The organism is Caballeronia catudaia (assembly GCF_001544755.2).
GTDB lineage: Bacteria > Pseudomonadota > Gammaproteobacteria > Burkholderiales > Burkholderiaceae > Caballeronia > Caballeronia catudaia.
Genome location: NZ_FCOF02000048.1, coordinates 32353 through 43749, shown reverse-complemented (window position 1 = coordinate 43749; position 11397 = coordinate 32353). Strand labels below are relative to the sequence as shown.

Genomic DNA, 11397 nt, shown 5'->3' with positions numbered 1-11397 from the left:
GGTATTGCTGCGATTATGGCGGTCCGCTCTGCTACCAACATTTCGATCCCTGCAATCCTGTGGTCGGGGGACACCTCATCAGCAGTGCTCAAAAAAGTAGCCGTCAGTGGCATGAAGCTTTTGTCAAAACCGGTTTCTGAGCGAACCTTATTAACCGCACTTGCAAAATATAAGCCAAAAACGTTGACCGAAGGCGCTTAAAAGTGATGGCAGCGAAACATGAAGAGCGGTGCAGAAGAGATCGTCACGACAGTCGCGTATCTGTTGCTCCCCTTCCATGGGTCAGCTCGGCATTGACTCGCAGTGCAGCTTCTACGCGGTTTCTGACTTGAAGTTTGTCGTAAGTAACGCAGGAAACCTGTCTGACGTGTCCTTCGGAGACGCCAAGCTCTCTTGCGATCTGTTTCCCTGAGAGACCACGTGCAATGCAACGCGCCACGTCCCACTCTCGAGGAGAAAGCCCAAGATGACGTTGATTTTGGTTACCTAAGGGAGCTTGAGTCGAGCAGGCAAAGCGGAGCAAGACTTCTTCTGGGATCCAGAGTTCACCTCCCAAGATCCTGCTCAGTCCAACGAACATTTTTTTGTGCGCGCCTCCTTTCAACAAAATTCCTCGAGCGGCGTAGTCACGCATGCAAATTCGCAAAATTTCAATTTCATCATCGTTTCTAGGAGCAAGTCCAGTGCAGATGACCACGGGAACATTGGCTAGATTTCTGGCCTGGAAATGCTCGAGTGTCGCGGCGCCGCGGTTCTCACCATCCAGATTAAGATCCAGGAATACCAAGTCTGGCGGCGGTGTCTTGTTGACTTCTTCAAGCCCGCTGACGAGCGTAAAGACGGGCGTAATGTCGATTGCGGTTGCGCTCAGCTCGGACGCGTGTGTTTGAACATATTCGCAAAGAGCAACGCAAAGAATTTCGTGGTCATCGACCCACAGGATTTTCATGGTCGCTTATCCTCTTCGTACATCCGAGAAAGGCAATCGATCGTACGCTACATTTGCGCGAAACATTCCTTAGCAGCATAGCATGTCGGGCGAAGCCACAGACCCTTGAAAGACGATAGCGAGCCTCCCTTTTTGCGACTCTTGCGAGGGGTTGCTGCCTCACCGCCTTAAAATATTGCGCAGCGGAGTTATTTATTCGTCGAAACAGGAGATGCGTTTGAGTACTGTGCGTTGTAGAAAAATAGGACACTTGGTGGTGGATTCACTTGCAGGGCGTTGCACGAGCGAATCGGGCCTCCGCGGCAGCCGCGGACGTGACTGCGATCCGGGAAGTGTCTGGCGCGCCGACAGCCTCGTCGTTGGATGTCTTGCTGCGTACCGACAGTCGCCTCGCCGATTCTTTGCCAGCAAGCCAACGCCGCATTAGCAACATTCGGCGGTCGCGAAAGATCCCAACACGCATCCCGACCGTTTTGCAGAGTCTTGTCGCCGCCTTGTTCTCCGACGTCTCCGCAAGAATTCGCTGAACTGCGAATTCATGTGCAGTGCTCCCGCGGCTACTCCTCAATCCACTCCAAATGTTGTCGAACGTTCGCTTACTGAGCGATACAGTCGCCCGAATGTCTGAGTACGGCTACCGACGAATGACGGCTCATGGCCGAGAGCGCCAGATCGATCAAAGTTCGATAGAGCCGACCTTGCGATTCGCGACGTCGGCCCTCTGATGAGCGGCTCGAACGCGAGCTGACGGCCATCTGCCGCCATTGCCGCGTGCTTTCTCAAGGACATTCAAATGTCGACTCCCCGCCGGATAACGGCCCTTCGTGCTCGAATCGATTTGATGGCTGTCCGTAGAGCCATTCCGACCCACAGCGAGACCACCACCGATCTTGATATATGACCGTCTTTTAATGCACTGGAGTTGCCTTCATGCAAGTGCTGGTCGACGCTGACGGTTGCATCAAAGCCATGTTGTCGCGACGCTGGTTGCGAACCAATATTTGTGCAGCCCGCCATCTTCCTTGGCCAGGTCGATTCAGGTGGCGGTGGGTTTTAACGCGGCCGACGCTCGGATCGTCGAACTGGTCGCGTCAGGCGACCTGATGAATTCAGGTGACATACCGCTCGCCGCCGGTGGCCATCGCATCGCTGCCTACGCTGGCAGCGATTCGCCGGACTGCTCGCGCGCGAGGTACTGGGCGTACCACTCCGGCCAGTTGTCGTCGTGCTTGCCGCCAGCGCACTTCTCATGTTCGCCGTGTGCAGCGGCGGCACGCCGCAGCGCGGCCGCGAGGTCGTTCGGCGACGTGAACTTCGTATCGAGGCTCACACGACCGGGCAGGCGCGTGGTGACTTCCTGCAGCAGCCAACTGTTGCCGTCCGGGTCGATGAACCTGGCGTATGAGGAGTAGGTGTTGCGCTGCGGATGCGGACCGCTCTGGGCGGGTTCGCCGGGGGTCAGGTGGAACACTTCGCTCACGTCCACGCCCAGGTCGATGAGCTCGGCGCGAGCCGCCTCGATGTCGGACACGACGAGATAGAGCTGGGCCGAGCCCGGTGTGGCCGTCGTGACCCCTTTGCCGAAGTGGATCGATCCGGGCGAGCCCGGCGGCGTGTACTGCAGGATCCGGAAGGCGTCTCCCTTGTTGATCTCGGCGTCAAGCTTCCAGCCGAGGCTGCTATAGAAACGCTTGGCGCGATCGACGTCCGAAACGGGGATGACGACCACTTCGAGCTTCAGGTCGTTCGTGGCAGTGACTTTCATAATCAAACTCCATTCAGGGAGATTTGCTTTGCAGAATGTGAAGGCATCTCCGTCCATACCGCGGCGTCGGCACGCGCTAGCAACCGAGCTACCTGATTGCGGCCGTCAGGTTCGACCGGGCGCCTTCGAGGGTTCGGCGCCAGCAAGGGTCCGATTTGCGTGCCGTCCGGCAGGCGGCCGAAGGCATTCACTTGGAATCATGCGTGGAGAAACATCGATGAGCGCTACTTGCGCAGCGATCTGAGGCCCGCGCGAACCTCCTCTGCAAATAATTGCGGCTGCTCCCACGCCGCAAAGTGCCCGCCCTTGTCGAGCCGGTTGTAATAGATGAGGTTGTGATACGCCCGCTTTGTCCAGCTCAGCGGGGCCTGATAGTTTTCGCGAGGAAACACGCTCACGGCCGCCGGGACGGACACATTGGCGGCGCCTATGAGATTGAAGTGGGACTCCCAATAGAATCGAGCCGCGGAAACCCCGGTGTTCGTGAACCAGTAGAGTGTGATGTCGTCGAGGACGTCGTCCCGTGTCAGGTTGCCTGCGGATTCTCCATTGACGGGGCGCCCGAACACGGCCGAAGTCAGTGCCGCAGCCGGCTGAACGTAGCCGTCACCGTGATCGAGAAGCCAGCTTGCCAGTCCGACAGGTGAGTCTGCGAGTCCGTAGAGCGTTTGCGGGCGTGTGCCCATCTGCAATGCATAGGCGCGTCGCTTCTTTGCCGCGCTGCTCAATTGCTCGTAAGCGTGCCTTTCTTCGTCCACGAGGCCGGCTGGCGGCGGATCACCGGCTTGAAGCGCCTTTGCAATATCCAGCGGAACCGTCGCGGGGAAGTTGACGTGAATGCCCAACAATTCCGGCGGCGCCTGCTTGCCCATCACGTTGCTGACGACACCGCCCAGATCGCCGCCTTGCGCCGCAAACTGCATGTATCCAAGGCGCTTCATGAGTACGACCCAGGCACGCGCGGTACGCTCCGGACCCCAGCCGGTCGTGGCCGGTTTGCCTGAAAATCCGTAGCCGGGCAAAGACGGAATAACCAGGTGAAAAGCGTCCGACGCGCTCGCGCCATATGCGGTGGGATTGATCAGCGGATCGATGATCTTGAGCTGCTCGATGACCGAACCGGGCCACCCATGCGTGACGATGAGCGGCATCGCGTTTTCATGCTTCGAGCGAACGTGGATGAAATGAATGTCCAGCCCATCGACTTGGGTCACGAAATTCGGCAGCGCGTTCAGTTTCGCCTCGACCTTACGCCAGTCGTAATCGGTCGACCAATGACGCGCGAGTTCCTGAATCATCGCGAGCGGCACACCTTGCGAGTCATCGGTGACGGTCTCGCGTTCGGGCCATCTCGTCGCGTTGACGCGTCTTCGCAAGTCGACGAGTTGGGGTTCCGGCACATGCACATGAAGCGGACGAATAGCAGTCTTGGCACTGCCCGTCGCCTGAGAAACTTCGGTAATCGCTTGATCCGTATCCGCAAATGCGAGCCGACTCAGCGAGCCCGCAGCAACGGTCGCCGCAGCCACGCTAATAAAACGGCGACGCGACGGGGTTTGAGGTGGGATATTGTTTGACATACGAGTTCCAGGTGGGGCTAAGGCCCGGTTGTCGAAAACTTCTACTGCTGGTTCAGGGACGCGATGAGTTCGTCGGTCGTCACAATGGCGTGGGCGTACGTGGGGCCGTTGAGCTCATGCGCGGCATGCATCATCTCCGGCCTGAAGGCGGCGGTCGCATCTCGCACGAGCGTGACGTGGTAGCCGAGCTCCGTCGCGTAGCGGGCAGTCGCTTCGATGCAGGTATTCGCCAGCAGGCCGACGACGATCACATGCGTGATGCCCTTCTGCCTGAGCTGATAATCAAGATCAGTATTGGCGAACCCGCTCGAGCCCCAATGCTCCTTGGCGATGATGTCGCCGCTCTTGGGGGCGAAGTCGGGATGCCATTCGCCGCCCCATTCCCCGCGCGCAAAGTGATGGCCGTGCATGACCTTGAGCTGATTGGGATTGGGATGGTCCCAGTCTTCATAGTCGCCCGGCTCCCAACGACGGTGCGGTACGATGACCACCGGAATGCCACGGGCACGGATGGCGCGGTCCAGCGCGCGCAGGTTCTCGAGCAGGCCGACCGTCTGGGCAATCGGTTCGACAAAGGGATAGACCTTTCCGCCTTCCGACAGAAAATCATTGTAGGGATCGACCAGCAGGTAAGCGGTGCGATCAATGGGATATTTCACTTCGCTCATGAGATTTCTCCAAGGATTGTTGGGGTAGGGATTTCAGCTTATTGGCTGAGAGTGGAAGGGATGGCGCCGGAGCGACGCCGTCCGTTTCGAGCGATTTCTAACGCAGAGGCCTGAATGCCGTCCTGACTTCCTGGACGAAGAGCTGCGGCTGCTCCCAGGCCGCAAAGTGCCCGCCTTTGGGGAGACGGTTGTAGTGAATGAGCTTCGGATATGCCTTCTCCGTCCAACTCCGCGGTGCCGCATAGATCTCATCGGGAAAGACGCTCACGGCAACCGGAATGGTGATGTGCTTCGGTGCAAAAAAGTCGAGCGTGTTTTCCCAATAGAGACGAGCCGAAGAGACGGCCGTGTTCGTCAGCCAGTAAAGCGTGATGTTGTCGAGGATGTCGTCTCGCGTGAGGCCCTCGGATTGACCGTCAAAAACGCGTGCAATGAGCGCATAGCTGCGCGCGTCGTGGTCGAGCATCCAGCTCGCGAGGCCGACAGGCGAATCCTCGATCCCATAGAGCGTCTGCGGGCGATTCGCCATCTCCTGGGCGTAGCCCAAGCCATGCTTGTAGAAGACATCAAGCTGGTCGTAGGCATGCTTCCCGTCGGCTGAGAGGCCCGCGGGCGCCGGGCCACCTGACTGAAGCGCCTTTGCAACATTGTCCGGCACAGTGGCCGGCATATTCGTGTGAATGCCGAGCAATTCCGGTGGCGCCTGCAGTGCCATCTGCTCCGATACCGCATCCCCCCAATCGCCGCCCTGCGCCACAAAGTGCTGATATCCGAGGCGCCTCGTCAGCACGGTCCAGACGCGTGCGATGTGAGCAGGATCCCAGCCGGGTGTGGTGGGCTGCCCTGAAAACCCGTAGCCCGGCAGCGACGGAATCACTACATCGAAAGCGTCCGATGCACTGCCGCCATGGGCCGTTGGATTTGTCAGCGGATCGATGACCTTCAACTGCTCGATGATCGAGCCCGGCCATCCGTGCGTGATGATCACCGGCAACGCGTTCCTGTTCTTCAAACGAACTTGGATGAAATGGATGTCCACCCCGTCGATGTTGGTCACGAATTGCGGCAAGGCATTCAGCGTCGCTTCGACCTTGCGCCAGTCGTAATCGGACTGCCAATAGCTCGCGAGTTCGCGCATCGTTGCGAGCTGCACGCCTTGCGATGCATCCGTTACCGTTTCCTGCGTGGGCCACTTTGTCGAGGCGATCCGCCGACGCAAGTCCGCGAGAGCCTCATCAGACACATGGACTTTTGGGAACGGACGGATCGACGTGTTGTCTGCGCTCGACGCCGCTGCGGCGGCCCGGATCCCGGAAGCCTGCGCAGTCGCCGCGCCGGAGTTCGAGGTGATGGGCGACTGCACAGCGACCTCTACGCCACCGGACGTCGAAAGTGTCGTTTCGGCGTGTGCCGCGAGCGCGGGAAGAACAATGCCGATGGCCGCTGCGGCCAATGCGGAAGCGGCAAGATGACGCCGTCTGCCAATCAGCGAATAAAGTCCGAACATGATCAAGCTCCTAATCGGCGGAAGGCGCCCGACGGCTACCGGCACACCCTTGAAATTCGTGGGGTGAAGACGCGGACGGCGGGGAGGAAGACCGTCGGCGTCCCCTGGCTCAACGCAGCGGCCTGAAGGCCGCCCTAAGTTCCTGGGCGAAGATCATCGGCTGCTCCCATGCTGCGAAGTGGCCGCCTTTCTCAGCCCGGTGGTAATAGACGAGGTGGAGGTAGGCCTTCTCGGTCCAGCTCCGCGGCGCCTGATATTGCTCGCCGGGGAACACGCTCACGGCCACGGGGATCTTGACGCCTTTGGCGTTAAAGAAGCCGCCCTTGTATTCCCAGTACAGACGAGACGCAGATACCCCGGTATTCGTCAGCCAGTACAACGTAATGTTGTCGAGTATCTCGTCACGCGTCAGGTCGCCCGTGGCGCTCGTGGTCCGGTTCAGGGCCGAGACGACTGCCGCGGCCGGCTGGCCATCGGCATCGTTGTGATCGAGGAGCCACGCGGCGAGGCCAACAGGTGAATCGGCAATGCCGTAGAGCGTCTGCGGACGCGAGCCCATCAACCGGGCGTAGTCCACTTCCTTGAACGTCAGGGCGAGCTGCCCGTAGGCGCGTTTCTCCTCCGCTGACAAACCGGCTGGCGCCGGGGCGCCGATCTGGAGCGCCTTGTCGACGTCGGCTGGAACCGTCGCGGGCATGTTGGTGTGGATGCCGAGCAGTCCCTGAGGCGCCTGCAAACCCATCTGATCGACGACGAACGCCCCCCAGTCGCCGCCCTGAGCGACGTAGTGCGTGTATCCGAGACGGCGCATCAGTTCCGCCCAGGCGCGCGCCATATGCTCGGGCCCCCAGCCGGTGGTCGTCGGCTTCCCAGAGAAACCGTAGCCCGGCATCGACGGGATGACCACATCGAACGAATCTTCGGCTTTCCCGCCATACGCGACAGGGTCGGTTAACGGTCCGATCAGCTTGATCTGCTCGAGCACGGAGCCGGGCCAGCCGTGGTTGATGATCAACGGAAGCGCATTGGGGTTCTTCGAACGAACATGGATGAAGTGAATGTCCACCCCGTCGATGGTCGTTACGAACTGCGGAAGTGCATTCAGCTTCGCTTCAGCCTTGCGCCAGTCATAGTCCGTCGCCCAATAGCGTGCGAGTTCCTGCATGGTCGCGAGCGGCACGCCCTGCGAAGCATCTGTGACGGTCTCCTTGTCGGGCCATTGCGTGGCGGCGATCCGCCGACGCAGGTCCGCGAGAGCCTCGTCGGACACATGGATCTTCGGGAACGGACGGATCGAGTCGTCCTCAGCCGTTGCGCGCTGTGTCGCGGAAGGCTGGTCCGCAACCGGAGCCGCATGGACGTAGCTAAAGGTAGCGGTCAGGACAAGGCCGAGGGCAGCCGCCGTCGATGCAAGAAAGCTGCGCCTGATTGGCGCTGGCGATATGATAAACACGGTCATTCTCCGAAAAGAGCGCACGGCCTGCGGCGCGCGCCGGGTTATGCGCTCGGTTAGCGTTATCGAAGGCAGATGTTGCGAGGAGCACGCGACTTTGCGACACGGCCAGATCACGAGATGCCGCACGGGTGGACCGAGCGCTCTGGGCTCTGCCGAAGGATGGAATGCGATCGGCGCTCTGTTGTCGCTCGGGCAACTGCCGGTCAGTGATGGTTGTACAGCGCGTTCCGGTCAGCCTTCGAGATGGCCGGGCGACCCGCGTCCGACGAACCGCCGGCGACGCCGCCGATGCCTGTCGCGGCATTCTGTGCAGCTACCTTTGCTTCGGCTGCCTGAATGTCGGCCGGGTAATAGGGGTCCTGGCCATGGGCCGGGTTATAGCCGGCCTTTTCGAGCTGTATCAGCTCAGCGCGCACCTGCGCACGGGTGACGGGCTGGTTCGCCTGGGCGAACACCGCGACAGGCGCAGCGAGGGCAGTGGCAACGGCAATGGCTTGAATCAGAGATTTCATGGTAACTACCTCCAGCGGGTTTCAAATTCGGTAGGCGGGCGAGAAATCACCCGTTTTTTTGGGAGCTCAACAAACTGCGGGTGGCTTGCGTGTAACTGAGGGCCATCAGGAAGACATGATCGGCATACGCGGCGCCGATGCCGGTGGACGTGCCCGTTATGAGCACCGCGGCTTTTGCGGACATATCACTTCTCCTTTCGAGACCGTTGAGCGTAAGTGCATATGCACATGTCAACCCGAATGGTTGCCGTTCACGCGGCAAAGTTACTGGCCACGATAGATGTCGTTGAACCCGATCGGCGCAGTGGCGAACGAACGGGCACGCGTCGCGCGGAAACCCGAATCGGCGCTGCCGTTCGCCGACGGGCCATACGACGTTGCGGCGACATCATGCGAGCGATGGAACACATGCGGCACAGCGACCGGGTAGTTCGCCGGTTCCGGATAGCGCGTGTCGCTCTGCGGAAACTGACCGGCCTGTTCCGCAGCGACGAGTTCGGCGCGAACCTGGGCGCGCGTCACCGTCGATTGGGGTTGAGCTTGGGTGGCAAGCGGCAAACAAAGTGCAGCCGCGATAAGTAGAGCGTGATAAGCGCGATTCATGTTAAACACCTTTTCCAGACGTTGCGTCAGCAACGGGTTAGTGAGTTACGGATTTCCACCCGCGCGCAGCTATGGCGCCGGCGGATGCCTGCCGGAATCAGGCCTTCGACAGTTCGCCGTCCACCAGCCGCCAGAGGCCGCGCGGGTTGTCGTGCCGGAGCGCCTCCGGCAACAGCTCGTCGGGGAAGCCCTGGTAGCAGACCGGCCGGAGGAAGCGTTCGATCGCGCTCATGCCAACCGACGTGAAACGGCTATCGGAAGACGCCGGGAACGGGCCGCCGTGAATCGATGCGTAGGACACTTCCTGCGGATGCGCAAACGCATTGATGACGATGCGGCCAGTGCGGCGTTGCAGGACAGGCAAGAGCCTTGCAGCCAGCGCATGATCAGCGTGTTCGATATGCATCGTCGCCGAGAGCTGGCCGCGGAACTGCCTCGCGAGGGCAACCAGTTGCCCGTCATCCCTTACGCGCACCAGCAGTGCCGCAGGGCCGAAGACCTCTTCCGACAATGCCGGCTCTTCAAGCAGGCGCGAGCCATCAATCTCGAAGAGGAATGACTGGCCATCCCACTCGCTTTCGGGACGGCCACCCGCCGCGATCTGCTCCGCCCCCGCGGCGAGCTGACGGGTCACATTCTTGTGGTACGCCATGTTGATGCCTGGCGTCAGCATCGTGCGAGATGGCATCGCGTTGATACGGGCAATCATCGCCTGCTTCAGTTCGCTGTAGCCCGGGCCGCCGACGGCGAGCAGGATCGCCGGCTTCAGGCAAGCCTGGCCCACGTTCACCAGCATGCGTTCGGCGAAGCCGTCGCCAATCTCGCTGCCACGCGAGAGGAGCGCGATGGGCAGCACGAAGGTGGGGTTGACGCTGGTCATCTCCGTGAAGACCGGGATCGGATCCGGACGCTGCTGAGCGCGCCGGAATAGTGCCATGCCGCCCGCCTCGGAACCTGTGAAGGTCACGCCCTTGACCAGCGGATGGTCCACCAGCGCTTCGCCGATCGCATTGCCGTCGCCGCGCACCAGGGAAAAGACACCTTCATGCAGCCCCGAGTCCGTTATGGCCTGCTGGATGATGCGGCCCATGATTTTCGATGCGCCGGGATGGGCGTTGTGAGCCTTCAGGATGACCGGACAACCGGCCGCCAGCGCGGACGCCGTGTCGCCGCCCGCGACTGAATACGAGATGGGGAAATTGCTTGCCCCGAAGATTGCAATCGGACCAAGGCCGATCTTCTGCATCCGGTGATCCATGCGTGGCCGGGGCTGACGCTCGGGCTGCGCGGGATCGATCGTTGCCTGTCGAAAGCGTCCCTGACGCACGACCGTGGCGAACTGACGGAACTGCGCGGCCGCCTTGGCGGCTTCCGCTTCGAGCTGCGCGGCCGGCAAGCCGGTTTCTAGCGCGGCACGTTGGGCCAGGGCCGGGGCATTGGCATCGAGCCCATCGGCAATGCGCTCCAGGAAAGCGGCACGCACATCCAGGCTGGTGTCGTTGTAGCTGTCGAAGGCGTCGTCGGCCAGTTGCGCCGCGCGGTCGACTTCCTCGATGCCACCAAAGGCGAAGTCCGGTGCGAAATAGAGATTGGTTGCGGGATTGAGCGCCTGCATTGTGCCCGCCGTAGCACGCATTTCCTGCGCGCCGATCAGGAGATTGCCGGTCAGATTCATGCTGCGTTCCCCTGCGATGAAATGGGCAGGGCGGCAACCAGCTCAGCCGTCGTCAGGATTTCGTGGGCATATGTCGGCCCGTTCAGGTGGTGCGCGGCGTGCATCATCTCCTTAAAGAATGCAGCGGTAGCATCGCGGACGAGCGTCACGTGATAGCCAAGCTCCATGGCGTAGCGCGCGGTCGATTCAATACAGGTATTCGCCAGCAGGCCCACGACGATTACGTGCGTAATACCTTGCTGCTTGAGCTGGAAGTCGAGGTCGGTATTGGCGAAGCCGCTTTGCCCCCAGTGCTCCTGGATGACGATGTCGCCGTCCTGCGGCACGAAGTCCGGATGCCATTCACCGCCCCACGTCCCCTTCGCGAACGTGTGTCGCTGCTGAATCAGGCGTTGCGTCGGATTCGGGTGTTCCCAGTTGTCGTAGTCGCCAGGCTGCCAGCGCCGATGCGGTACATAGAACACCTGGATGCCCGACGAGCGTGCGGCCGCGACCGATGTGCGCAGGTTGTCGAGCAGGCGAACGTCGTCGGCGATGTCCTTGAGCATCGGGAACACCTTGCCGCCATCGGACAGGAAATCGTTATACGGATCCACCAGCAGCAGGCCGGTTCGCTCCTTGCGATAAACAGGGTTAGCCATTTTAGTACTCCTTCAAAAAGGGTGTGCGACCGGGGTCGGGT

At 60.8% G+C, this 11397-nt stretch carries 11 protein-coding genes and 2 pseudogenes; 2 read left to right on the top strand and 11 right to left on the bottom strand.

Annotated features, from left to right (window positions below; genetic code table 11):
- Positions 1–201, top strand: a pseudogene (locus AWB75_RS38890) (hypothetical protein); the annotation flags it as partial.
- A gap of 43 nt (positions 202–244) precedes the next feature.
- Here the strand turns inward: AWB75_RS38890 and AWB75_RS30895 are convergent.
- A complete protein-coding gene (locus tag AWB75_RS30895) occupies positions 245–949 on the bottom strand; it encodes a LuxR C-terminal-related transcriptional regulator (RefSeq protein WP_087087040.1) in 705 nt (234 codons plus the stop codon).
- 930 nt (positions 950–1879) lie between these two features.
- On the opposite strand from AWB75_RS30895, the pseudogene AWB75_RS30890 reads away from it, so the two are divergent.
- Positions 1880–2082: pseudogene (locus AWB75_RS30890) on the top strand (DUF188 domain-containing protein); the annotation flags it as partial.
- Between the two features lie 20 nt (positions 2083–2102).
- Here AWB75_RS30890 and AWB75_RS30885 read toward each other — a convergent pair.
- The 10 genes from AWB75_RS30885 to AWB75_RS30845 all read right to left on the bottom strand — a co-directional run bounded on the left by AWB75_RS30885 (position 2103) and on the right by AWB75_RS30845 (position 11356).
- Positions 2103–2714: a VOC family protein gene (locus AWB75_RS30885; RefSeq protein WP_061127809.1), complete on the bottom strand. Its 612-nt coding sequence runs from the start codon at positions 2712–2714 to the stop codon at positions 2103–2105.
- Between the two features lie 224 nt (positions 2715–2938).
- Positions 2939–4294: an epoxide hydrolase family protein gene (locus AWB75_RS30880; protein ID WP_061127808.1), complete on the bottom strand. Its 1356-nt coding sequence runs from the start codon at positions 4292–4294 to the stop codon at positions 2939–2941.
- A gap of 41 nt (positions 4295–4335) precedes the next feature.
- Positions 4336–4962, bottom strand: a complete 627-nt coding sequence (locus AWB75_RS30875) for an isochorismatase family cysteine hydrolase (RefSeq protein WP_061127807.1) — start codon at positions 4960–4962, stop codon at positions 4336–4338.
- Between the two features lie 97 nt (positions 4963–5059).
- Positions 5060–6469 (bottom strand): epoxide hydrolase family protein, encoded by a 1410-nt coding sequence (locus AWB75_RS30870; RefSeq protein ID WP_087087038.1) that lies wholly within the window; start codon positions 6467–6469, stop codon positions 5060–5062.
- 109 nt (positions 6470–6578) lie between these two features.
- Positions 6579–7928, bottom strand: a complete 1350-nt coding sequence (locus AWB75_RS30865) for an epoxide hydrolase (RefSeq protein ID WP_061127806.1) — start codon at positions 7926–7928, stop codon at positions 6579–6581.
- A gap of 200 nt (positions 7929–8128) precedes the next feature.
- Positions 8129–8437, bottom strand: coding sequence for a DUF4148 domain-containing protein (locus AWB75_RS30860; RefSeq protein WP_061127805.1), 309 nt, complete (start codon positions 8435–8437; stop codon positions 8129–8131).
- 46 nt (positions 8438–8483) lie between these two features.
- The gene (locus AWB75_RS37815) at positions 8484–8621 is read right to left on the bottom strand and encodes a hypothetical protein (protein WP_159462821.1); all 138 of its coding nucleotides are present in this window, start codon (positions 8619–8621) and stop codon (positions 8484–8486) included.
- 80 nt (positions 8622–8701) lie between these two features.
- Entirely contained in the window at positions 8702–9040 is a 339-nt protein-coding gene (locus AWB75_RS30855) for a DUF4148 domain-containing protein (protein ID WP_061127817.1), read from the bottom strand.
- A 97-nt stretch (positions 9041–9137) separates the two neighbouring features.
- Complete coding sequence (locus tag AWB75_RS30850) at positions 9138–10715, bottom strand: aldehyde dehydrogenase (NADP(+)) (RefSeq protein WP_061127804.1); 1578 nt, start codon at positions 10713–10715, stop codon at positions 9138–9140.
- A complete protein-coding gene (locus AWB75_RS30845) occupies positions 10712–11356 on the bottom strand; it encodes an isochorismatase family cysteine hydrolase (RefSeq protein WP_061127803.1) in 645 nt (214 codons plus the stop codon). The genes AWB75_RS30850 and AWB75_RS30845 overlap by 4 nt, the downstream gene beginning before the upstream one ends.
- Positions 11357–11397: the final 41 nt, after the last annotated feature.

Bases quoted from the DNA above. Each gene is read 5' to 3' on its own strand.
- AWB75_RS30855 (WP_061127817.1), bottom strand. From the start codon at position 9,040: ATGAATCGCGCTTATCACGCTCTACTTATCGCGGCTGCACTTTGTTTG.
- AWB75_RS30850 (WP_061127804.1), bottom strand. From the start codon at position 10,715: ATGAATCTGACCGGCAATCTCCTGATCGGCGCGCAGGAAATGCGTGCT.
- AWB75_RS30845 (WP_061127803.1), bottom strand. From the start codon at position 11,356: ATGGCTAACCCTGTTTATCGCAAGGAGCGAACCGGCCTGCTGCTGGTG.
- AWB75_RS30885 (WP_061127809.1), bottom strand. From the start codon at position 2,714: ATGAAAGTCACTGCCACGAACGACCTGAAGCTCGAAGTGGTCGTCATC.
- AWB75_RS30875 (WP_061127807.1), bottom strand. From the start codon at position 4,962: ATGAGCGAAGTGAAATATCCCATTGATCGCACCGCTTACCTGCTGGTC.
- AWB75_RS37815 (WP_159462821.1), bottom strand. From the start codon at position 8,621: ATGTCCGCAAAAGCCGCGGTGCTCATAACGGGCACGTCCACCGGCATC.
- AWB75_RS30860 (WP_061127805.1), bottom strand. From the start codon at position 8,437: ATGAAATCTCTGATTCAAGCCATTGCCGTTGCCACTGCCCTCGCTGCG.
- AWB75_RS30870 (WP_087087038.1), bottom strand. From the start codon at position 6,469: ATGTTCGGACTTTATTCGCTGATTGGCAGACGGCGTCATCTTGCCGCT.
- AWB75_RS30880 (WP_061127808.1), bottom strand. From the start codon at position 4,294: ATGTCAAACAATATCCCACCTCAAACCCCGTCGCGTCGCCGTTTTATT.
- AWB75_RS30865 (WP_061127806.1), bottom strand. From the start codon at position 7,928: ATGACCGTGTTTATCATATCGCCAGCGCCAATCAGGCGCAGCTTTCTT.
- AWB75_RS30895 (WP_087087040.1), bottom strand. From the start codon at position 949: ATGAAAATCCTGTGGGTCGATGACCACGAAATTCTTTGCGTTGCTCTT.